This window comes from Nakamurella lactea DSM 19367 (assembly GCF_000426645.1).
Taxonomy (GTDB): domain Bacteria; phylum Actinomycetota; class Actinomycetes; order Mycobacteriales; family Nakamurellaceae; genus Nakamurella; species Nakamurella lactea.
The window spans coordinates 343,081-364,481 of record NZ_KE384550.1; the positions used below are offsets into that span (position 1 = coordinate 343,081).

Consider the following 21,401-nt stretch of genomic DNA (forward strand, 5'->3'; position numbering starts at 1 on the left):
CGGGAGTGTTGTCAGGCGAGCGCGACGGCCACCTGGTCGCCGCTCAGCGAAGGGCCGAACAGCGGCCCTTCGCCCGTCCGGCAGCCGACGCCGACCAACGCCTCGCGTTGTTCCTCGGTAGCGATCCCCTTCGCCACGACGGTCAGCGACAGCTGTGGGCCCAGCTGGGCGATCGCCCGGACGATGGCCAGTGCGGACCGCTCGCGCATCATCCGCGCGACGAAGGTCGGATCGATGGTCAGCACGTCGACCGTGTAGTGCTCGAGATCGGCCAACGACGACGGCCCGACGCCGAAGCCGTCCAGGACGACCCGCACCCCGGCCTCACGCATGGCGCGGAGCGCACGGATCGCATAGTCGGCCCCGCGCTGGACCAGGATCTGTTCGCCGATCTGCACCTGCAACAGCGTCGGCGGGATCCGGAACTCGTCCAGGCCGCTGAGCAACCGCTCGGCATAGTCGTCTCGCAGAAACTCGACCAAGGTCGCGCTGACGGTGACCGGGACCGGCGCCAGCCCTTGTCCGCGCCACGACGCCAGGTCATCGAAGACCTTCTCCTGCATCCGGCGCCCGAGCTGGGTGGCCAGCTGGTAGTCCTCGAATGCCGCGGCCACCGCGCCCGGCACCTGCCCGCCGCTCTCGGAGGTCCGGTGGTGCAGCAACGCCGTTAGCCCGACGATTCGGCCGTCCGCCAACCCCACCCTGGTGCGGTATCGCGACTCGACCGCGTTGTCGCGGACGATCTGGCGGGCCAGCCGAAGCTGCCCGGTTGCGCGTTCCGCCGACTCGGCCATCGCACTGGAGTACATCCGGTGGCCGCCCCGCGATTCGCCCCGCAGATCGTGCAGCGCCGTGTCCGCGCATTTCATCAGGCCCTGCGGATCGCGCGCATCGCCAGGGAAGACTGCGCAGCCGATACTCATCCCGCCGTTGATCAGCCGCCCGCCGTAGGAGATCGGCGTCTGGGTCAGCCTTCCGACCTGCTCGGCCGCATCGACGACACCGGCTGCGCCCCCGACGCCGCCGAGGGCGACCGCGAACTCGTCACCGCCGAGCCTGGCGACCGCGCCGGATCCGGGCGCCCACGCAGCCAACCGACGGGCCAGCACCCGGAGCAGGTGGTCGCCCGCGGTGTGGCCGACCGTGTCGTTGACATGCTTGAAGTGGTCGAGATCGATCAACATCAGCCCGACCTCGCCGCCGGACTCGCGAGCCTTCCGCACCAGCTGGTTCAGCCGGAGCTGGAAGGCCCGCCGGTTGAGCAGTCCGGTCAGGCTGTCCGTCTCGCCGGCCACCCGGAGCCGACGCTCGGCCTCTCGCTGGACCGTCACCTCCCGGGAGACACACAGGATTCCGGTGGTCTCGCCGGCGCTGTTCTTCAGCGGGGTCAGGATGTTGTCCCAGTACTGCGGCGGCCGACCCGGCACCTTGCTCAGACCCGGGAAGCGTGACCCGGTGCCGGAACGCGCGATGTTCAACGCCCGGCGGCCGCGACGCCGCACCACCTGGGGCAAAAGGTCGAGCCACTTCATCCCGAATTCTGTCTCGTCCGCCGGGAGGCCGAGGGCGAGGCAGCCCGACATGTTCAGATGCGTCAGCCGGCCATCGGTCGAGATCATCTTGATGCAGTCGACGCTGGCGTCCAGCATGTCGTCGCGCACGCTCACCCGATCGGCCAGCGCACGCTGTTGGACGACCCTGGAGTGGACATCGGTGCAGATCACGTACCAGCCCGGGACCGTCGAATCCTCGCTCCGGCTGGGCTGCAGCACGATGGAGTGCCACCGATACTCCCCCGATCGGTGCCGCAGTCGCCCGTCCCTCTCGGCGGCGCCGCCGTCCCGCTGCGCTGCGGCGAGCAGGGCCGCGATCCCTGGCCGGTCGTCGGGATGGACCCAGCCGAGCCAGCCCTCGTCCGCCGGGGCAGCGGATCCGGCGTAGCTCCGCCAGGCCAGATTCAGCCGCCCTTCGGAACCGTCGGGTGGAACCTCGCAGATCAATTGCGGAAGGGCGTCCAACGTCGATCCCGCCGCAGCCTTCGCTCCCGCCGCTGCGTTCGCTCCCGCCGCTGCGTTCGCTCCCGCCGCGGCCTCGCCAACCCCATCGGCGGGTCGTGCCTGTCCGGACCAATGCATCGTGATGCCCCCCAACCGTCCACCTAGGAACGATTCAGCTGCCGGCCGCCCGAGTGATCGGTGACCGCCGACAGTGTGACCGTCGACACAGTCTAAGCGCGTGCCGGCGACTGCTTGACGGGCGAGCTACTGCGAGTCCATGCTCGGACTGTCCAGCCGCCTCATGGGGACGCGACGGACCTACGGACGGACCAACATGAAGCGAATCCTGGTCATCGGTGCTGCGCTGGCTACCTTGTTGGCTTCGGTCGTGGCGGCACCGAGCGCCGCCGCCGACACGGTGATCGGGCAGGGCAACGCCACCGGCAGCAAGTATCACGCGGGCGTCCCGGCCCGGGGTGGGATCTCTTTCGCAGTGGGACTTCAGGTGAGCCGCAACTCGGCGGGTGTGCTGACGGCGGTGCGCGGGGTCGGCCGGATCACCAAGATCAGCAAGGCACTCAAGGTCCAGGTCGATCGGGTGGACCTCGGCACGGCCACCGCAGCAGTCATCCGGAAGAACACCCCGGTGAACTCCGGAACCGGCGCTACCGCGCTGTCGTACACGGGTTGGAAGAACCTCGCGGCCGGCACCTGTGTGAGCTACCGGACCCGGGCCTACTTCTCGGTGCGCTGGACCGACAATCAGGTGTCGAAGTTCTCCGTCCTGTCGCCCCTGTCGAAGGTCTGCCGGGCCGCGGCGGCGCCCGCGCCGACTCCCCGCAAGTACGCCAATTGCGCAGCGCTGAACCAGGTTTACCCGCACGGGGTCGGTCGGCCCGGAGCTCGCGACAAGACCAGCGGAACACCCGTCACCAACTTCACCGTCTCCACGGCCGCCTACAACCTCAACATCGGAAGTGACCGCGACAAGGACGGCATCGCCTGCGAAAAACACTGAGGCGCCACCCGTTCCAGGGCTCGCCTCCCCCGCCGGACCGCGCCCTGGCCGCTACTGAGCCTTGGACACCGACGACATGTTGAAGCCGTCGACCCGGATCGGCGGCATCGCGCTGCGGGTGAACCAGTCGCTCCACTCCCGGGACAGGCAGCGCTCGGTCGCCCCGATGTCGGAGGCCCGGCGCAGCACGTCAAGCGGCGACATGTTGAACCGGAAGTTGTTGACAACGCCGGCCACCTCGCCGTTCTCGACCAGGTAGACCCCGTCCCGGGTGAGCCCGGTGAGCAGCAGCGTCATCGGGTCGACCTCGCGGATGTACCACTGCGAGGTGACGAGCAGCCCGCGCTGCAGATCGCCGACCAGCTGATCAAGCGAGCGCGTCTCGTCGCCACCGCGCAGCACCAGGTTCTCGGCGCCGGGGGTGAACGCCTCGCCGTACTCGGCGGCGGAGGCCCTGGTCTGCAGCAGCGCGTTGACCGTGCCGTCGGCGATCAATTCGGTCCGGCCCAGGTCGATGCCGTTGTCGAAGACCGAACTCTCCTCACTGGAGGAGCCGGTGGCCAGGAACGGTGACGACTCGATGCCGGGTTCGGCCGGGTCGGAGTACAGCGACAGCGGCCGGTCGGTGATCTTCTCACCGATCTTGGTGGCGCCGTCGGCCGCGGAGAACACCGACCGGCCCTCGCGCGCCTGTCGGGCGCCGGCGCTCCAGCCCAGGTAGATCATGAAGTCGGCGACCGAGGTGGGCGGCAGCACGGTGTCGTAGCGGCCGGGCGGCAGTTCGATGCTGCGCCGGGCCCATTCCAGCCGTTGGCTGAGACCGTCCGTCATCTGCTGGACGTCGACGTCGGTGAAGTCGGCGGTGCCGGCCCCCACCCAGGAGGATCGCTGCAGGTCCGACGATTTCGCGTTCACCTCGGCCGTCCCGGTCGGCTGCACCCAGCGCCGGCGCAGCCCGGTGGACGAGCCGAGATAGGTGGTGGTCAGCTCGTGCCGGGCGAACCCGTAGAGCAGCCGCTCGCCCGACCTGGCTGCCTCGAACGACGCCGACAATCCGGAGAGCAACGGCGCGAAGATCTCGAACGCCTGCTCCTGCGGGCCGTCGGCGAAGCCGTCGTCAGCCCCGCCTTCCACCAGCGGCTGCGCGTCCCGGGCCGGCCCGGACGCGGCCGCCGACTCCGCTGACGCCTCGGCCGCCAGCACCACCGCGGCGATCGCCTCGACCGAGGTCGCGTCGACCGCGGAGGCCTCGACGGTGCCCGCCGCCCGGCCGTGCACGGCCACCACGAACCACGACAGCGACGTGGCCAGCCCCGAGGTGGTGACGGTGTTGTTGGCCCACCGCACGTTCGCCGCGCCGGTCGCGTTCACCACCACGATGCAGCCGTCGGACCTCGACGCGGCCAGCGCGGTCTCGACGATCTGCTGAGGGGTGAGCATTGCCGCGCTCGCCGGGCCCGATTCGGTTGCCATTTACTGGGCACCTTCCTGGACGGTGTTGAGAATGGAGATACCGCGGAATCTGGCACTCGGGCAGCCGTGGGAGACCGCCGCCACCTGGCCGGGCTGGCCCTTGCCGCAGTTGAACGCGCCGCCGAGCACATAGGTGTCCGGGCCGCCGACGGCGTCCATCGCTCCCCAGAAGTCGGTCGTGGTGGCCTGGTAGGCGACGTCGCGCAGCTGGCCGGCCAGCTTGCCGCCGGAGATCTTGTAGAAGCGCTGCCCGGTGAACTGAAAGTTGTAGCGCTGCATGTCGATCGACCACGACTTGTCGCCGACCACGTAGATGCCGTCGTCGATGCCGGCGATCAGGTCGTCGGTCGATCCGCCGGCCGGATCGGGTTGCAGCGATACATTGGCCATCCGCTGGATCGGGGTGTGCTCGGGAGAATCGGCGAAGGCGCAGCCGTTGCTGCGGTCCAGCCCGAGCCGGTGGGCGAACACCCGGTCCAGCTGGTAGCCGACCAGGGTGCCGGCCGAGATCAGGTCCCACTGTTGGCCGGCGACGCCGTCGTCGTCGTAGCCGACGGTGGCCAGACCGTGCACCGCGGTCCGGTCGCCGGTCACGTTCATCACGTCCGAGCCGTAGTGCAGGTTGCCCAATTGGTCGGGGGTGGCGAACGAGGTCCCGGCGTAGGCCGCCTCGTAGCCGATGGCCCGGTCGTATTCGGTGGCGTGCCCGATCGATTCGTGGATGGTCAGCCACAGGTTCGACGGGTCGATCACCAGGTCGTAACTGCCCGCCCGGACCGACGGCGCCTTCAGCTTCTCGGCGAGAGTCTGTGCCATCACCGGGATCTCGCCGTCGAAATCCCAGATCCCGTCGGTCAGGTACTCGTAGCCGCGACCGACCGGCGGGGCCAGCGTGCGCATCGACTCGAACGAACCCGACGCGACGTCGACGGCGGTCGCCTCCAGTCCGGGCTCCAGCCGTACCCGCTGCTGGGTGGTGATGGTGCCGGCGGTGTCGGCGTAGAACTTGTTCTCCTTGACCTGCAGCAGCGAGGCGATGCTGTGGGCCACCCCGTCCTGGGCCAGCAGCCGCTCGGAGCGGTCCAGCAGCAGGGCCAGCCGGTCGGCCATCGGGACCTCGAACGGATCCACCTGGTACTCGGAGACCCAACTGACGTCGGCGTACACCGGCTCGTCGGCCCGTTCCACCCGTTCGTCCACCGCGCCGGCCAGCGCCCTGGCCACCGCAACTGCCTGCCGCGCGGTGGCCGCGGCCGCGTCCGGGGTGAAGGCGATGTCCGCGGCGAAACCCCAGACCCCGTCGACAATCACCCGCACCGCGTAGCCGACGGTGGTCGACTCGGTCGCGTTCTGCACCGCGGTGTCCCGGATCAGCAGGTTTCCGGTGCGCAACCGCTCGCTGCGGAAGTCGGCGAACGAGGCGCCGGCCGCTGTCGCAGCCGTCAGCGCCGCGTCGGCCAGCACGCGCAGCGGCAGTGCCAGGAACTCGGGATCGATGGTCCGGTCCGGCGGTGCGGACCTCGGTGTCGTTGCCACCCGACCACCTTAGGTGTCGCCGGTCGTCGCCGTCAGCCCGGATTATCGTCCGCGGCGGGGACGAACAGCGCCCACGGCGCAGCACGGGTGTCCGACCACAGGCGGACGGCCCGAGTCCGACCACAGGCGGATGGCACCGGTCGCCGACCGGCGTAGCGTCCGTCGGATGGTGCCGCCCCGACTGCGCCGAGCCCATCTGCCGGTCACCGCCCGGGCCTGGATAGCGCCGCTGGCAGCGATTTTCGCGCTGGTCACGATCCTGAGCGACCCGGGCGACTGGTGGCAGGTGGTGCTGCTCGCCCTCGCGGTACTGCTGTTCGCCGGCTGGTACCGCTGGCCGCTGATCATGCCGGCGATGGCGCTGGCAATCCCGGTCCTGGTCGGCGCCGCGGCGTGGTCCGGCGCACTCGAGGGCGGCCTGTTCCAGGTGTCGCTGGTGGCGCTGGCCGCGGCCGCCTGGGTGACGAACCGGATCCTGGCCGGCGTCATCGTCGCCGGTTCCCTGCTGGTGCCGCCGGCCCTCGCACTCGTGAGCCCGGATGCCGAGATCAACTGGGCCATCTGGATGGGAGGCATCCTCTTCCCGGCAGTGCTCGGCCTCATCGTCCGGCGGCTCGAGCAGCTGACCGACGAGCTCGCCGGCGCCCGGCTGGAGCTGGCCGACCGGGCGGTGGCCGACGAGCGCCGGCGGATCGCCAGGGACGTTCACGACCTGGTCGGCCACGGGCTGGCCGCAGTCCTGCTGCAGGTCACCAGTGCCCGCCATGTGCTGCGCCGGGACCCGGATTCGGCGGACGAGGCACTGCGTTCGGCCGAGGACGTCGGCCGGCGGAGCATGCAGGAACTGCGCCGCACCGTCGACCTGTTGCGCCGGGACGACGACGCGCCGGACACGTCGCTGCCGCGGCTCTCGCAGCTCCGCGGACTGGCCGAGTCCTTCGGCGGCGTCGACGGCCGTCATCCCATTGCATACTGCGCCGAGGGCGACCTCGGCGCCGTCGACCCGGCGGTCGGGGTGACCGCGTACCGGATCGCCCAGGAGTCGCTGGCGAACGCCGTCCGACATGCACCGGCCGCGGCGACCAGCCTGACGGTGCTGGTCACCGGACAGCAGCTCACGCTCACCGTCGACACGGTCGGCCCGATCATCGCTGCCGACCCCAACAGGTCCGAGAAGCGCCGGCACTACGGACTTCTCGGCATGCAGGAACGAGCCGCAGTGGTCGGCGGACAGATTTCGGCCGGCCGCACCTCCGAAGGGTGGACGGTGCGCTGCGAGCTCCCACTGATCCCGACCGGCACGACGAGCGGCTCCGGCCGGCCGGGTGAGGCGATGATGGACCGATGATCAGGGTGTTGCTCGCCGACGACCAACCCATCGTGCGCGCCGGGGTGGCCCGGATCCTGTCGCCCGACGACGGTTTCGAGGTGGTGGCCGAATGCGGCGATGGCAGCGCGGTCGCCGAGGCGGTGCTGCGGACCCGACCCGATGTGGTGCTGATGGACATCCGGATGCCGGAGCTGGACGGCATCGCCGCGACCCGGCTGCTGCAAGCCACCGAGCAGCCGCCCGCGGTGCTCGTACTGACCACCTTCGATGACGACGAAGTGCTGTGGGGTGCGGTCGAGGCCGGCGCCGCCGGCTTCGTCCTGAAAGACACCACCGCGGCGGATCTGATCGCGGCGACCACTGCGGTGGCCGGCGGTGGAGCGTGGTTCGACCCGGCCGTCACCCCGCGGCTGCTGGCCGCCTACCGGCGCGCGGTGATCCCCGCTGCCCGGCAGCGCCGGGCGCTCGATCGGCTCAGCGACCGGGAGACCGAGGTGCTGCGCCGGATGGCCCGCGGCGCGACCAACAAGGAGGTGGCCGAGGCCCTGTTCGTGAGCGAGGCGACGGTGAAATCGCACGTCGGCGCGATCTTCGCCAAGCTCGGCGTCCGCGATCGGCCGGCCGCGATCGTCTTCGCCTTCGACCACGGCGTGGTCGCCGCCGGCGACGACCACCGGGGCTGACGAACGGGCCGCCCTTGCCGCCCGTCGCTGCCCCCTCGCCGCCCGTTGCTGCTCCCCCGTTGCTGCCCCCTTGCTGCCCCCTTGCTGCCCCTCGGCGATGAACATGGTTCGCTGCCCGGCAATTCGGACATGCCCCCGGCGACTTACCGGGCTGGGCGCCATGATCAACAGGGATGGGTGCGGCACCGGCTGCCACCCCGGTCGATCCGTGGTCTGGACCAGGGGTGGATGTGCCATCAGCGGGCTGCGCGAACCATCGCTGGCATGACCATTCACGCACAGCCCGCCGAGCATCACCCGGCCGACAATTCGGCCGCCGCAGCGGACAACCGCTCGAAAATCGTGGCCGCGATGTCGCACACCCCGTTGGAGCATCCCCACCGGCTGCGGGTGGTGATTGCCGGCTTCCTGGCGGCCGGCGTGCTGGGCTACGTGGTGGTGACCTATTCCGGGTTCGACCCGTCCGACTCGGCCGTCGGACTGCGCCCGGGAGTGCCCTGGCACTTCGCGGCGCTGATGACGCACATCGTCACCGCCTCGGTGGCGCTGGCGCTGGGTCCACTGCAGTTCGTCAGACGCATCCGGCGGATCCCGCGACTGCACCGCTACATCGGCCGCGGCTACCTGTTCGCCGGGGTATTCCCGTCCAGTCTGGTGGGCATTCCGGTGGCCCTGTTGAGCACCGCAGGGCCGATCGCCGCGGCCGGTCTGTTGGTCGGCGACCTGATCTGGCTGGTGACCGGCGTGCAGGCCTATCGACTGGTGCGCGCGCACCGCTATCGCGAGCACGCCCGGTGGATGGTCCGGAACTTCGCGCTCACCTTCGCCGCGGTGACGTTCCGGATCTGGCTGCCGCTGTTGCTCGTGGTGCAGCTGCCGCTGCTGGACAGAAGCTACGGCGGCGATTTCGATCCGCTGTTCCACACCGCGTACCTGATCACCTGCTGGCTGGCATTCATCCCGAATCTGTTGCTGGTGAACCGCTATCTTCGCAGGTCCCGGCGGCCGGGTGGTCTGCGGGCGAACCGCAGCTCACCGCACTGATCGAGATCATCGTCACCCACGGGTCCCCAATCGGCAGCGGCGCCGTTACGGTAACCGCATGTCGTCGGAGCCGATGGAGATCCATGTGATCGCCGACGCGACCGGAGACACCGCGGCCCGGGTGGCCAGAGCGGTGCAGGTGCAGTTCACCACGCACTCGGTGCGGATCGTCCGGCACCCACGGATCATGACCGCCGACGGGCTGCGCCGGGTGTTCGAGACCCTGGAGCACCGGCGCGGGGTGGCGGTGTACTCGACCCTGGTCGACGAGGGCCTGCGCGAACTGGTGACCGAGTTGTGCAACACCATGCACATCCCGCACGCCGATCTGCTGGGCCCGGCGATGGATGCCCTGGAGGCGGCCAGCGGCGACCGGGCCGAGCGGGTGCCGGCCAGGGCGGTCGGGGTCGATGCCGACTACTTCAAGCGGATCGCCGCGATGGAGTATGCGGTCAAGAACGACGACGGCCAGTTCCTCGAAGGACTGGCAGACGCCGACATCGTGTTGATCGGAGTGTCCCGCACCGGCAAGACACCGCTGTCGATGTACCTGGGTTATCTCGGCTACAAGACAGCAAACATCCCGCTGGTCCCCGGGATCGCCCCTCCCGCAGAGCTTTTCGCCATCGACCGGAACAGGATCATCGGACTCACCATCGACCCGCAGCGGCTGGCCGCGATCCGTGGTCGGCGGGTGCAGGCGATGGGCATGGGGGGCGGAGGTGGTGCCGGGGCCGCCGTTGCCGCGGGCATCGGCAAGGGGCGCATCGGCAGGGCCAGCCTCGGCAAGAGCAAAGACGGCTACTCCGAACTGGCCAGGATCTACGACGAACTCGACGAGATCGGCGCCATCCAACGCCGACTCGGCTGCCCGGTGATCGACACCACCAACGTCGCGCTCGAAGAGGCGGCCGGACGGGTGATCGAGTTGATCGACAGTCGCAACACCAGTAGTACGGCCAGACCCACCGCCCCGACACCGGAGGACTCACCATGACCGAGCGGTACCTGTACGACCTGTCCGAGGGCGACGCATCGATGAAGCCGCTGCTCGGCGGTAAGGGCGCCGGCGTCGCCGAGATGCTGCGGATCGGCATCCCGGTACCCGATGCCTTCACCGTCACCACCACCGCCTGCGTCGCGGCGATGAACAACGACGGGCAATGGCCGGACGGCTTGTGGGACGACATTCTCGCCGCCCTCGACCGGCTGGAGCAGCGCACCGGCCGGCGGCTCGGCGACGCCGAGAGGCCACTGCTGGTGTCGGTGAGATCCGGTGCAGTGCAGTCGATGCCGGGGATGATGGACACCATCCTGAACCTCGGCATCAGCGATACCTCGGTGGTGGCGCTGGGCGCCGAGTCCGGCAATCCACGGTTCGCCTGGGACGCCTACCGGCGGTTCATCCAGATGTACGGCGAAGTGGTCGAGACCGTCCCGGCGCACGTCTACGAGGATGCGCTGGCCGCACTGAAGTCCGACCGCGGGGTGCAGCAGGACACCGACCTCACCGAGCAGGACCTGCAGCAACTGGTGCAGACCTATCTGACGCTGTCCCGCGAGCACATGGGCGAGGAACTGCCGACGGACCCGAAGGAACAGCTGCGACGCAGTATCGACGCGGTGTTCCGGTCCTGGCTCAACCCACGCGCCGACGTCTACCGTCGCGCGAACAACATCTCGGCCGACCTCGGCACCGCCGTCAACGTGATGCAGATGGTGTTCGGCAACCGCGGCGACACCTCCGCCACCGGCGTGTGTTTCACCCGGAACCCGGCCACCGGCGCCAAGGAGTTGTACGGCGAGTTCCTGGTCAACGCGCAGGGCGAGGATGTGGTCGCCGGCATCCGTACCCCGCGACCGTTGGCCGAGATGGAGCAGGTACTACCGGCGGCCTATCGGCAGCTGCTCGAGACGATGACCAAGCTGGAACAGCACTACGGCGACATGCAGGACATCGAGTTCACCGTCGAGGACGAAACCCTGTACCTGCTGCAGACCCGCAACGGCAAGCGCACCGCATCGGCGTCGCTGAAGGTGGCCCGCGACCTGGTCGCCGAGGGCGTGATCGACGAACGCGAGGCACTGCGCCGGATCGAACCGGCACAGCTGGATCAGCTACTGCATCCGGCCATCGATCCGCAGCACGGCAAGACCCCGTTGACCAAGGGGCTCAATGCCTCTCCCGGCGCCGCCGTCGGCACCGTGGTGTTCGACGCGGTGACGGCCGAGCGGCGCGGGAAGGCCGGCGACCCGGTGGTACTGGTGCGCTGGGAGACCACCCCGGACGACATCGCCGGGGTGATCGCCGCCCAGGGCGTGCTGACCGCGCACGGCGGAATGACGTCGCATGCCGCCGTCGTCGCCCGCGGGATGGGGAAGCCCTGCGTAGCAGGGGCTTCGGCCATCAAGATCGACGCGCTGGCCAAGACGCTGACGATCGGCGACACCGTGCTCGGCGAGGGTGACTCGATCACCCTGGACGGATCGACCGGCGAGGTGTTCGCCGGTGCGCTCGACCTGGTGCCGCCACAGGTCAACGAGGACTTCCAGGCGATCGTCGGCTGGGCCGACAAGATCCGGCGGATGGACGTGCGGGCGAACGCCGACAACGGCGAGGACGCCGCCAAGGCCCGCGAGTTCGGCGCCCAGGGCATCGGGCTGTGCCGCACCGAGCACATGTTCATGGACGAGACCCGGCTGCCGGCCGTCCGGAAGATGATCCTGGCCGACGACGAGGCGGCGCGGGAAGCCGCGCTTGCCGAGATCCTGCCGATGCAGCAGGCCGACTTCGAGGCGATCTTCGACGCCATGTCCGGCCTGCCGGTCACCATCAGGCTGCTCGACCCGCCGCTGCACGAGTTCCTGCCGAACCTGGTGGACCAGGCGCTGCTGGTGCAGCGGCTGGAGCTGCAGAACGGGGATGCAGCAGAGCTGGCCGAGGCAAAGGCGTTGCTGGGCAGGATCAATGCGCTGACCGAGCAGAACCCGATGCTCGGAACCCGCGGCGTCCGGCTGGCCCTGATGTTCCCGGAGATCGCGGTGATGCAGGTCCGGGCGATCGCCAGGGCAGCGCTCGCGGTGAAGGGCCGCGGCGGTGATCCGCACGTAGAGATCATGGTGCCGCTGGTCGCCTTCGCCCAGGAGCTGCAGCGGATGCGGGAGCTGATCACCGAGACGATGGCGCAGGAACTGGCGGCCGCCGGCGGCGCCGAGCTGCCGTTCACCGTCGGCACCATGATCGAGCTGCCGCGGGCCGCGGTGGTCGCCGACCAGATCGCCGAGTTCGCCGACTTCTTCAGCTTCGGGACCAACGACCTGACCCAGACCGGCATCGGCATCTCCCGCGACGACGCGGAGGGCGCTTTCCTGGCCGCCTATGTCGATGCCGATATCGTTCCGGCCAACCCGTTCTCCAGCATCGACGTGGACGGGGTCGGCGGCTTGGTCGCCCTGGGCACCGAACGCGGCCGGTCGGTGAAACCGGACCTGAAGGTCGGCGTCTGCGGCGAGCACGGCGGCGACCCCGCCTCCATCAACCTGTTCGAGAAGATCGGCCTGAGCTACGTCTCCTGCTCGCCGTACCGGGTGCCGATCGCCCGGTTCGCCGCCGCCGTCGCCGTGTTGAACCAGCAGGATCAGCAGGCCTGACCCCGAGGTAGCGCGAAACTGGCCGACACGCCGGCCGATCGTCGGCGTGTCGGGTCAAACGAAGCGCTACCTGGGGGTGGGGACGGGCCCGATCGGCGCCACGGGTGCCCCGTGGTCAGTATCGTTTCGCGTATGACGGAGCACCAGCCGGGTGTCGCACCGGACAACGATGGGGCTGACGGCCCGGTTGACGCAGCGCCGGCATCCGTCGTGCGGCGTCGCTGGTACCGGCGTCATCCCGTTCTAGTCGGTGCCGTTGCCGTCGTGCTGCTCGGTGCCGGCGTCCTCGGTGCGTCCTTCGCCTGGGTACGGATCGACAGCTCGGCCCATCTGTACCGCACCGACACCGCGCCGACCGCCCCGGTCGCGCTGGTGCTGGGCGCCGGGCTGCGCCCGGACGGCACGCCGTCGCAATACCTGCAGGACCGGCTGGACGACGCCGCGACCCTGTACCGCAACGGCACGGTGACGGCACTGCTGGTCTCCGGCGACAACGGCACGACCGATCATGACGAGCCCACCGCGATGCGTGATTACCTTGCCGCACACGGTGTCCCGGCGCAGCAGGTGATCCGGGACTACGCCGGGTTCGACACCTACGACTCGTGCGTGCGGGCCAAGCAGATCTTCGGCGTCACCCGGGCACTGGTGGTGACCCAGGAGTTCCACCTGCCGCGGGCGGTGTTCCTGTGCCGGCAGGCCGGTATCGACGCCGCGGGCGTCGCCGACCCGCACCCAGGTGGCGTCGGGCTGCGGTTCACCGTGCGAGAGCTCCCGGCGGCGGTGAAGGCGTCGTGGGATGCCATCTGGCGGCCGGACCCGAAGTTCCTCGGCCCGCAGGAGCCGGATCTGGTGGCCGCGGTGGAACATCCGGCTCCTCGACCCGCCGGTGGCGTCGGGTGACCGCCCCCGGACCGTCGAGCATCCCGGGGGGCGACCTGCTGATCGCCGCCGGACCCGGTATGCCACACGGGCTACGGATCCCGGCCACCGAGTTGGTGGAGCGGTTCTCCCGATCGGCCGGACCCGGCGGCCAGGGGGTGAACACCGCGGACAGCCGGGTGGAATTGCTGTTCGTGCCGGCCACCTCGACGGCCTTCAGCCAGGCGCAGCGCGCCAGGGTGCTGCGCCGACTGGCCGATCGACTCAGTCAGGGAGCGGTGGCCATCGCGGCCAGCGAATACCGCTCGCAGCACCGCAATCGGGTCGCCGCCAGGGAGCGGCTGACGGCGATCCTGCGGGATGCGATCGCCCCTCCCGCGCCGCCGCGCCGGCCGACCAAACCCACCCGCGGTTCGCAGCGCCGACGGCTCGACGCGAAGAAGCAGCGCGGCCGGACGAAGGCGCTGCGGGGCCGGGTCGCGCCGGAGAACGGCGGTTAGTCAGGCGACCGAGATCTTCGGCGGCAGGGTGAACAGCGACACGATGCTCACCACGATGAGCATGATCGCACTGACCACGATGAAGGTCCCGATGGCCACTCCCGGCAGGAACAGGATCACGATGCCGGCGATGACCGAGATGATGCCACCGACGATCGGCAGCCAGCGCGGACCGATAGTGCGACCGGAGATCCCGACGATCAGATCGTGGATGCCGCTGATGATCCAGGCGATCCCGATGAAGATCGCGATGAACACCGCGGTGCTCACCGGATGGATCAGGCAGATGATGCCGGCGACCACCACCACCACGCCGAGGATCCCGAGCAGCCACCGGTTCCCGGTGGACAGCGCGTCCGCGGTGAACGCGGCGACGATCCGGAACAGGCCACCGATGATCAAGGCGATCCCGAACAGCCAGGCGAGCACCACCACGGTCGCGCCGGGCCAGACCAATACGATGATGCCCACCACGATCCCGACCACCGCGCTGACAATGGCCGAAGTACGGATGGACGTGTATGCCTGGGCCACGAACGATCCGGCTGGATCCGTCACGGTCACCACCTCCAGGGGTCGGTTCGACGATAACCCCGGGCCTGCCGGCCCGCCATCCGACACAGCGTCAGCGTGGCAGGTTGTCGATGTCCAATTCGGGCAACTCTCCGACCGGGCGGAAGCCGAACACCCGCCCGTAGAACACCAGCTCACTCTCGATCGCATCGCGCACCGACTCGGCCATCCGAAAGCCGTGTCCCTCACCTTCGTAGAGCCGCAGCGCCACCGGCCGGCCCTTGGCGCGCACCGCATCCGCCATCGAGATCGACTGGTTCGGCGGCACCACCTTGTCCTCGGTTCCCTGCAGTACCAGCAGCGCACAATCGAGCCGGTCGACGTGCTGGATCGGCGAACGGTCCAGGTAGATCTGCCGTTGCGCCGGGTACTGCCCGACCAGTCCATCCAGATAGCGGGACTCGAACTTGTGGGTGTCGGTGGCCAGCGCCTCCAGGTCGCCGATGCCGTACCTGCTGACGCCGGCCGCGAAGGCGTCCCGGAAGGTCAACGCGGCCAGCGTCGTGTACCCGCCTGCGCTGCCGCCGCGGATGGCCAGCCGGTCGCCGTCCACCGCACCGCCGGCGACCAGATGCGCGGCGCCGGAACAGCAGTCGTCGACGTCGACGATGCCCCATTGCCCGGTGAGCCGCTCCCGGTAGGCGCGTCCGTAGCCGGTGCTGCCGCCATAGTTGACGTCCAGCACGGCGAATCCGCGGGAAGTCCAGTACTGCAACGACAACGACAACGCGGCTGACGACGCGCCGGTCGGCCCGCCGTGCGACAGCACGATCAGCGGGGGCAGCTCGGCGATCGGTGCCGCGACCTCCGGATTCACCGGCGGATAGAAGAATCCGTGCGACACGGCGCCGTCCGGGGTCGGCCAGTTGATCGGCTCGGCGATCGAGAAATAACGGGGGTCAACGGTTTCCGAGATGCTCGACCGGAGCTCGGTCAGCTCGCCGGTCGACCCGTCGATCCGGACCAGCGCGTTCGGCCGGTCCCGGAAGCCGGCCACCGCCACCACCTCGTCGCCGTCGGCGACCAGCGACCCGACGGCGGCGAGGTCGACCGCGAGCTCGCCGGCGGTGAAGCCGCCGATCGCCCTGGCGTCCTGATGCTGCTCGAGCCGCACCAGCACCACTCCTGTGGGTTCGTGCCGGCGGATCAGCACCGTTCCGTTCGCCAGCTGTATCCAGCCGCGCGCCCCGAAAACCCAGGCCGGGTCGGCACAATCGGCTGCCACCGGGTAGACGTTGCTCCCGTCGACGTGCAGATTCCAGAAGCCGCTCCGGTCGCTGCACCAGGCCAGCCGCCCGTCGGCGAGCCAGCCGATGTCGGCGATCGATACGCCGGCGCCGCCGTCCACCTGACGGACGTCGCCGGCATCCGCATCGCCGCACCAGAGCCGGCTTGCGTCCCAGGGCATCGACGGATGCTCCCAGGTGTAGAAGGCCAGCTGGTGCCCGTCCGGGGACAACCGCGGTGACGAGACGAAATCGTGCCCGTCGACCAGGATCTCGCCCTCGTTGGTGGCCGGGTCGACGTCCGCGTCCAGCGCGATCCGGACGATCGAGTTGACGCATTCCGCCGGCCCGTCCGGCCGCCCGACCCCGCGGTGGTCCTCGCGGACCGCGAGCAGCCGGCGCCGGGGCAGGTCGAGTTCCAGATCGGCATACCGCAGCATCCGGTCCGGCAGGTCGGGGGTGATCGGCCGGGGTTCGTCATCCCCGTCGATCAGATGGATCCGGCCGTCGGCGAAGTTCGAGAAGACCACCACGGAGTCGGCCACCGCGTACGCGCCACCGCCGTACTCGTGCACGCTGCTGCGCACGTTGAACGGCGCCGGGGTGACGTCGACCGGCGGGCCACCATTCCTGGAGCGGACCAGCACCGTGCGACCCTTTTCGCTCGGCCGCGATTCCAACCAGTAGCGATCGCGGCCATCGGGCCGTTCGTCAACCGCCGGCTCGGACAGCCCGACCGATCCGGACGTCAGCAGCTCGGTGTCGATCGGAGACGGCCATGAGCCGTAGGGCAGCGGTTTCGGGTCGGTCGGCGTGGATGACATTGGTCTGTTCTACCGGGTATGGATCAGCGGTCAACCGGGCGGTGCCCGACCCGCCCCGGCGACGCGCTCAGGCCTAACGGCCGGCGAACACAGTGCGTGACTGCAATCCTCGAGCTCCTGCCTCCAGTCGGGTCGCAACGCCCACGCTGCGACTGGCAGAGTGTCACTCCGTTATCGTATGCTTCGGCTGGATTCGCCGACCTGCCCAGATGGCAGAGCCGGCACGCTCTCCTTGACCCCTTCCCTATGGAGCACTGCGATGCGCGCACCCTCATGGCCCGCTGTCCTGCGACGTGGCGTTGTCGCGGTATCCGCTGCCGCGTTGTTGGCCGGGCTGGTCCCGGCGTTGGTCGAGGCCGCTCCGCGGCCGTCCGTTGCACCAGCGACCAGCACCGCCCCGATCGGCAAGGTCGCCACCACCGTGACTGCGACGACAACGCGTGCGACCTTCGGGACGCCGGTCCGGATCACTGTTGCCGTCAAGGGATCGTCGCCGGCCCCCACCGGTCCGGTGCGCGCCTATTACCGTGGCGCGAAGGTAACCGGCGCACTGTTGAGTTCAGGCAGGGTCCGCTTGACCCTGCCGGCGGGCTGGGCGCCTGGCACCCGCGCCGTGACGATCAAGTATCTGGGTGACGCGCGAAACCTCGGCACCACCAAGACGATCTCGGTGTCGACGATCAGGGCGGTGAGTTCGGTCGTTGCCACTACGGCCACGGTCGCATACGGCACGGGGGCCAGAGTGAAGGTCACCGTCCGCGGCGCCGGTTCGAAGCCCGGCGGCGTCGTTCGGGTCTACCAGGCAGGTAAGTGGCTGGCCGCACGGACTCTCAGCGGGGGCACCGCCACCGTGCCACTGCCGAAGTCGCTCATCCCGGCCACTCGTCGGTTGACGGTGATCTATGTTGGATCCAGCAAGCACAAGACGAGCCGGACGTCCGTCGTCTCGCGGATCACCACCGCGCTACCTGTCGTGTCCGCTACCTCCGCAGCCGTGCACACCGGCCAACGCGCCACGGTCAAAGTTACCGTCAAGGGCACCGGGTCGACGCCGACCGGCACGCTCACGGTGACGCGCAACGGCAAGTCCTACGGAACCAGGTCGCTGTCCTCGGGCAGGGCGTCGATTGTGCTGCCGGCCCTTGCCGCGGGCAGTTACGGGTTCACGGTGAACTACAAGGGCAGCAGCAAGTTCAAGGCCCGCAGCACGAGCGCGACCGTTCGCGTCACCAAGCCGGCCGCCGCACCGAAACCGCCCGTCGCACCGAAGCCGTCTGCTTCCTATAAGAACTGCACCGATGTGTGGAAGAGGCTGGGCCGCTCGATCTACCCGTCCGACCTGGGATTCCAGTCCAAGTTCGACCGCGACAACGACGGCATCGGCTGCGAGATCCGGCCGTGGTGACCGCATCCTGATCAACCCGCGATTCAGCCGCCGGCCAGGCCGTGGGTGTAGGCGTACCGCACCGCGTGCGCCCGATCCCGCAGCTGCGCCTTGGCGAACAGATTGTTGATGTGCGTCTTGACAGTCGCCTCACTGACGAACAGGCGACGTGCGATCTCGGAGTTCGTCAGTCCTTGGCCGATGAGTGCCACCACCTCCAGCTCGCGTTTGGTGAGGCCGTCCGGCGACTGGTCGGTCGGGCCGGCACTGGCCGCAGGCTGCTGGCCGGCCACCACGGCCCGTACCAACCTGGCCTGCACGCCGGGATCCAGCACGGACTGGCCAGAGGCCGCAGTTCTGATCGCGGAGGCGATCTCGTCCCGGCCCGCCTCCTTGGTCAGGTAGCCGCGAGCGCCGGCCTGTAGCGCGGACAGGATCGATTCCTCGTCGTCGTAGGTGGTCAGCAACACCACTGCAGTGTCCGGCGACTGCTCGGAGACCGCGGCGGTGGCCTGGGCGCCGTCCATCACCGGCATCCGCAGATCGGTCAGCAGCACATCCGGCTGCAGCTGCGTCACCCGCTCGACCGCCTGCTGCCCGTCGGCGGCGGTTCCCACCACGTCGATGTCCGGCAACAGGTCGAGCATGGTGGCGAGGGCTTCCCTGATGGCTGTCTGGTCGTCGGCCACCACCACCCTGATCGCCTTGTCCGCCATCACTTCTCCTCATCCGAACCACTGATGTCGACGCCGACCGGCATGGCCAGCTGCACCCGCCAGCCGCCGGCGAACTCGCCGTCGGTGACCGGCCCGGCCGTCACCGTCGCACCGATCAGTGCCGCGCGTTCCCGCATGCCGATCAGCCCCATTCCGCTGCCGTGAGAGGTAGGTGGTGCGTCAACCCCGCCGTTGGTCACCTCGAGCCGAACCTGGTCGGCGGCGAACCGCAGCGTCACCAGCACCGGCGCGCCCGGCGCGTGGCGGCGGGCGTTGGTGAGCGCCTCCTGAGCGGTCCGCAGCAGGGTCTGGCTGCGGGTCACGTCGAGCTGCCCCGGCTCACCGGAGACCACGAGCTGCTCATGGTCGGCCGACAGCATCGACCGGATCGCCGGCACCGCGTCGACCACGTCCTCGCGGAGTGCCTGCACCGCCCGCCTGGCCTCACCGAGCCCCTCGACCACCATGTGCTGCGCCCGGCGCACCGCGTCCCGGCCCTGTTCGTCGCGCCCGGCCTCGAACAGCGCGTCGGCCATCGACAGTTGCATGTTGACGCCGGACAACGAGTGCGCCAGCACGTCGTGGATGTCGCGGGCGATCCGCGCCCGCTCCGCCAACGCCTGTGCCTTCGCCTCGGACGCGGCCGTCCGACGGGTCTGTTCGACCAACTCGTGGGCCGCCTGCAGCGTCTGCATCCGATTCCGTCGGAGCATCCCCAGCGCGACCGACACGATGACGAAAACACCTATCCACCAATAGGTGTCGCCGTCGATTGCCATGCTGGTCATCGCCGTGATGCCGGCGATCGAACCGATCACCACGGCTGGCACCGGCGGGAACCGGATGCCCGCGTGGATCGCCAGCATGAACGCGAACGACACCGCGAAGCTGCCGGGATCGAAGGCGAACAGCAACCCGGCCGGTACCGACCAGACCAGGGCGATCGCCCATCGCAGTCGCGGACCGATCAGGGTGTCCGGCAGGGTGCGGGTCAGCGTCAGCGCGCCATTGGCGATGAGCAGACAGCTGCCGAACAGCCCTCGGCCGCTCCAGCCCAGCGGATCGACGGTGACCACCGACAGAATGATCATCGCCAGGCCGAGCAGCGGTTGCACGGCGACCACCATCGCGTCGGCCTCGGGCAGCACCGGTATCCCCGATTCGCGCTGCTGCGCCTGCAGCCGGCGGCCGATGTTCATCTGCACTCCCCGAGTCTTGCACCGGCCGGGGCCCGCGCCCTGCACCCCAGGGTGGAGACCCGAACTCCACCCGGACTCCACTTGCCGGCCGATGTGCCGCTGCCTGCCGAAAACGAACATGGATGTCAGCACGAAGAACGTCCCAGAGCGGCCGATCGGCCGCCACCAAGAAGGAGTTTGAAGATGTCCGACTTCATGCAGGCACTGGTCATCGGCGGCAGCATCTTCGTCGCCATGCTGTTCACCGGACTGGGCCGACGCGCCCTGACCGTCCGCTCGGTGGTGCGACCGCTGGTCATCGTCGGGATCTTCGCCGTCATCTACCTCAAGGACGCTCCGACCGCGACCGGCGGGGAATGGGGGCTCTACGCCGTTGGCGTCGCACTCGGGCTGGTCTTCGGCGGCATCGCCGCGCTGCTCACCAAGGTGGAGCGGGACGCCGACACCGGCGCCGTGGTGACGGTGGCCGGCGCCGGGTTCGCCGTCACCTGGTTCGTCGCGCTGGCCTCCCGGCTGGTGTTCGTCTGGGCGGTGACGGACGTCCCGGCGTTCCGGGACCAGGTCGGCATCTTCATGATGGGCCACCAGATCGAGCAGAGTGCGATCGCGCCGTTCTTCGTGATCTGGGCGCTGACCATGGTGGTTGCCAGGGTGGCGGCGATCCAGACCAGGGCGCGTCGGCTGCCGGCCGCCGCTGCGGCTCCGCTGGTCGCCGCCTGACGGCGCCAGGCTCGATCGGCCCCGGAGTCCGAAGCGGACACCGGGGCCGATTGCCGTCCGGGCGGCGTTGGGAGGCTGCGCCGATCAGCGGCGGCGGGCGCCGCGACCGAGGCCGACCGCCAGGTTGAGCACGATGAGCAGCGCGATCGCGCCGAGCGCGGCCACCCCGATGCTGGCCCAGTTGAACCGGAAGTCCCAGGGCGTCCCGGTCGCCGCCCGATAGATGAAGCCGGCGAGCACGGCGCCCAGTACTCCGGTCACCATGTTGGTCAGGCAACCCCTGCGCCGCTCGTCCCGCACCACCAGGTTGGCCAGCCAACCGGCCAGGATTCCGAGCACCACCCAACCGATCCAGCTCACTGGTGCACCATCCTTAGGTCAGTGATTTCAGATGGATTGCTGATGCGCCCGAGGTGCCGCCAGTTCATCGCCGAGCTTGCTCGACACGGTTGATGTCCATCATGAGATCTGCGAGGACTGGTGGTTACCCGGGACGTGCGGACCGTCGACAGGGCTGAGCGCCAACGCCAACACTGGCTGCGAGCGCCGATCAGTGAGCGAACCGGCAGCCACGTTCCGGAACCACTGGCATACGAGGGCGCCTCCCCACTGGTACTAGCAGCGAGGAGGCTGACGTGAAGTCTG

Annotated in this window: 18 protein-coding genes; 10 read left to right on the forward strand and 8 right to left on the reverse strand. The window is 69.5% G+C overall.

The features are described 5' to 3' along the window. Positions 1 to 11: 11 nt before the first annotated feature. The gene (locus K340_RS33250) at positions 12 to 2,018 is read right to left on the reverse strand and encodes a putative bifunctional diguanylate cyclase/phosphodiesterase (protein ID WP_051267614.1); all 2,007 of its coding nucleotides are present in this window, start codon (positions 2,016 to 2,018) and stop codon (positions 12 to 14) included. 745 nt (positions 2,019 to 2,763) lie between these two features. Here K340_RS33250 and K340_RS37665 point away from each other — a divergent pair. After that, positions 2,764 to 3,015 (forward strand): excalibur calcium-binding domain-containing protein, encoded by a 252-nt coding sequence (locus K340_RS37665; protein WP_051267648.1) that lies wholly within the window; start codon positions 2,764 to 2,766, stop codon positions 3,013 to 3,015. A 51-nt stretch (positions 3,016 to 3,066) separates the two neighbouring features. On the opposite strand, the gene K340_RS0125170 is transcribed toward K340_RS37665, so the two are convergent. Together K340_RS0125170 and K340_RS0125175 are read right to left on the reverse strand one after the other, a co-directional pair. Beyond that, positions 3,067 to 4,488 carry a metallopeptidase TldD-related protein gene (locus K340_RS0125170; protein ID WP_245599717.1) on the reverse strand — a complete coding sequence of 474 codons (1,422 nt, stop codon included), beginning with the start codon at positions 4,486 to 4,488 and terminating at the stop codon, positions 3,067 to 3,069. Beyond that, positions 4,489 to 6,024: a TldD/PmbA family protein gene (locus tag K340_RS0125175; RefSeq protein WP_051267616.1), complete on the reverse strand. Its 1,536-nt coding sequence runs from the start codon at positions 6,022 to 6,024 to the stop codon at positions 4,489 to 4,491. Positions 6,025 to 6,190: 166 nt separating this feature from the next. Here K340_RS0125175 and K340_RS33260 point away from each other — a divergent pair, with 166 nt between their 5' ends. From K340_RS33260 to arfB, 7 genes are all read left to right on the forward strand, one after another. Next, complete coding sequence (locus tag K340_RS33260) at positions 6,191 to 7,372, forward strand: sensor histidine kinase (protein WP_161632187.1); 1,182 nt, start codon at positions 6,191 to 6,193, stop codon at positions 7,370 to 7,372. Next, a complete protein-coding gene (locus K340_RS0125185; RefSeq protein ID WP_029138729.1) occupies positions 7,369 to 8,037 on the forward strand; it encodes a response regulator transcription factor in 669 nt (222 codons plus the stop codon). The genes K340_RS33260 and K340_RS0125185 overlap by 4 nt, the downstream gene beginning before the upstream one ends. Positions 8,038 to 8,301: 264 nt before the next feature. Next, positions 8,302 to 9,081, forward strand: a complete 780-nt coding sequence (locus K340_RS33265) for a DUF2306 domain-containing protein (RefSeq protein WP_161632188.1) — start codon at positions 8,302 to 8,304, stop codon at positions 9,079 to 9,081. A gap of 58 nt (positions 9,082 to 9,139) precedes the next feature. Beyond that, positions 9,140 to 10,078, forward strand: a complete 939-nt coding sequence (locus tag K340_RS33270; protein ID WP_037366644.1) for a pyruvate, water dikinase regulatory protein — start codon at positions 9,140 to 9,142, stop codon at positions 10,076 to 10,078. Next, a complete protein-coding gene (gene ppdK / locus K340_RS0125200; RefSeq protein WP_029138730.1) occupies positions 10,075 to 12,732 on the forward strand; it encodes a pyruvate, phosphate dikinase in 2,658 nt (885 codons plus the stop codon). The genes K340_RS33270 and ppdK overlap by 4 nt, the downstream gene beginning before the upstream one ends. Before the next feature lie 132 nt (positions 12,733 to 12,864). Then, the gene (locus K340_RS33275; RefSeq protein WP_084614966.1) at positions 12,865 to 13,635 is read left to right on the forward strand and encodes a SanA/YdcF family protein; all 771 of its coding nucleotides are present in this window, start codon (positions 12,865 to 12,867) and stop codon (positions 13,633 to 13,635) included. Between the two features lie 59 nt (positions 13,636 to 13,694). Continuing rightward, on the forward strand, positions 13,695 to 14,114 hold the full coding sequence (arfB, locus tag K340_RS0125210) for an alternative ribosome rescue aminoacyl-tRNA hydrolase ArfB (RefSeq protein ID WP_037366850.1): 420 nt from the start codon (positions 13,695 to 13,697) through the stop codon (positions 14,112 to 14,114). Here the strand turns inward: arfB and K340_RS0125215 are convergent, their stop codons facing one another. Together K340_RS0125215 and K340_RS0125220 are read right to left on the reverse strand one after the other, a co-directional pair. After that, entirely contained in the window at positions 14,115 to 14,672 is a 558-nt protein-coding gene (locus K340_RS0125215; protein WP_211229635.1) for an HdeD family acid-resistance protein, read from the reverse strand. A 67-nt stretch (positions 14,673 to 14,739) separates the two neighbouring features. After that, the gene (locus tag K340_RS0125220; protein WP_051267623.1) at positions 14,740 to 16,737 is read right to left on the reverse strand and encodes a dipeptidyl-peptidase 5; all 1,998 of its coding nucleotides are present in this window, start codon (positions 16,735 to 16,737) and stop codon (positions 14,740 to 14,742) included. Positions 16,738 to 16,996: 259 nt separating this feature from the next. Here K340_RS0125220 and K340_RS0125225 point away from each other — a divergent pair, with 259 nt between their 5' ends. Further along, on the forward strand, positions 16,997 to 18,142 hold the full coding sequence (locus tag K340_RS0125225) for an Ig-like domain repeat protein (protein ID WP_161632189.1): 1,146 nt from the start codon (positions 16,997 to 16,999) through the stop codon (positions 18,140 to 18,142). A gap of 23 nt (positions 18,143 to 18,165) precedes the next feature. Here the strand turns inward: K340_RS0125225 and K340_RS0125230 are convergent, their stop codons facing one another. Further along, positions 18,166 to 18,837 carry a response regulator gene (locus K340_RS0125230; protein WP_029138735.1) on the reverse strand — a complete coding sequence of 224 codons (672 nt, stop codon included), beginning with the start codon at positions 18,835 to 18,837 and terminating at the stop codon, positions 18,166 to 18,168. Beyond that, positions 18,837 to 20,036: a sensor histidine kinase gene (locus tag K340_RS33280; protein ID WP_051267625.1), complete on the reverse strand. Its 1,200-nt coding sequence runs from the start codon at positions 20,034 to 20,036 to the stop codon at positions 18,837 to 18,839. Before K340_RS33280 ends, K340_RS0125230 begins: the two co-directional genes overlap by 1 nt. A gap of 183 nt (positions 20,037 to 20,219) precedes the next feature. On the opposite strand from K340_RS33280, the gene K340_RS0125240 reads away from it, so the two are divergent. After that, positions 20,220 to 20,756, forward strand: coding sequence for a hypothetical protein (locus K340_RS0125240; RefSeq protein ID WP_029138736.1), 537 nt, complete (start codon positions 20,220 to 20,222; stop codon positions 20,754 to 20,756). An 84-nt stretch (positions 20,757 to 20,840) separates the two neighbouring features. Here K340_RS0125240 and K340_RS0125245 read toward each other — a convergent pair whose 3' ends face one another. Beyond that, on the reverse strand, positions 20,841 to 21,116 hold the full coding sequence (locus K340_RS0125245) for a GlsB/YeaQ/YmgE family stress response membrane protein (protein ID WP_029138737.1): 276 nt from the start codon (positions 21,114 to 21,116) through the stop codon (positions 20,841 to 20,843). Between the last annotated feature and the right edge of the window lie 285 nt (positions 21,117 to 21,401).

Coding starts and splice junctions, on each gene's coding strand:
- K340_RS0125170 (WP_245599717.1), bottom strand. CDS start 4,488: ATGGCAACCGAATCGGGCCCGGCGAGCGCGGCAATGCTCACCCCTCAG.
- K340_RS33260 (WP_161632187.1), top strand. CDS start 6,191: ATGGTGCCGCCCCGACTGCGCCGAGCCCATCTGCCGGTCACCGCCCGG.
- K340_RS0125185 (WP_029138729.1), top strand. CDS start 7,369: ATGATCAGGGTGTTGCTCGCCGACGACCAACCCATCGTGCGCGCCGGG.
- K340_RS33265 (WP_161632188.1), top strand. CDS start 8,302: ATGACCATTCACGCACAGCCCGCCGAGCATCACCCGGCCGACAATTCG.
- K340_RS33270 (WP_037366644.1), top strand. CDS start 9,140: ATGTCGTCGGAGCCGATGGAGATCCATGTGATCGCCGACGCGACCGGA.
- ppdK (WP_029138730.1), top strand. CDS start 10,075: ATGACCGAGCGGTACCTGTACGACCTGTCCGAGGGCGACGCATCGATG.
- K340_RS33275 (WP_084614966.1), top strand. CDS start 12,865: ATGACGGAGCACCAGCCGGGTGTCGCACCGGACAACGATGGGGCTGAC.
- arfB (WP_037366850.1), top strand. CDS start 13,695: ATGCCACACGGGCTACGGATCCCGGCCACCGAGTTGGTGGAGCGGTTC.
- K340_RS0125220 (WP_051267623.1), bottom strand. CDS start 16,737: ATGTCATCCACGCCGACCGACCCGAAACCGCTGCCCTACGGCTCATGG.
- K340_RS0125225 (WP_161632189.1), top strand. CDS start 16,997: ATGCGCGCACCCTCATGGCCCGCTGTCCTGCGACGTGGCGTTGTCGCG.
- K340_RS0125230 (WP_029138735.1), bottom strand. CDS start 18,837: ATGGCGGACAAGGCGATCAGGGTGGTGGTGGCCGACGACCAGACAGCC.
- K340_RS33280 (WP_051267625.1), bottom strand. CDS start 20,036: ATGAACATCGGCCGCCGGCTGCAGGCGCAGCAGCGCGAATCGGGGATA.
- K340_RS0125240 (WP_029138736.1), top strand. CDS start 20,220: ATGTCCGACTTCATGCAGGCACTGGTCATCGGCGGCAGCATCTTCGTC.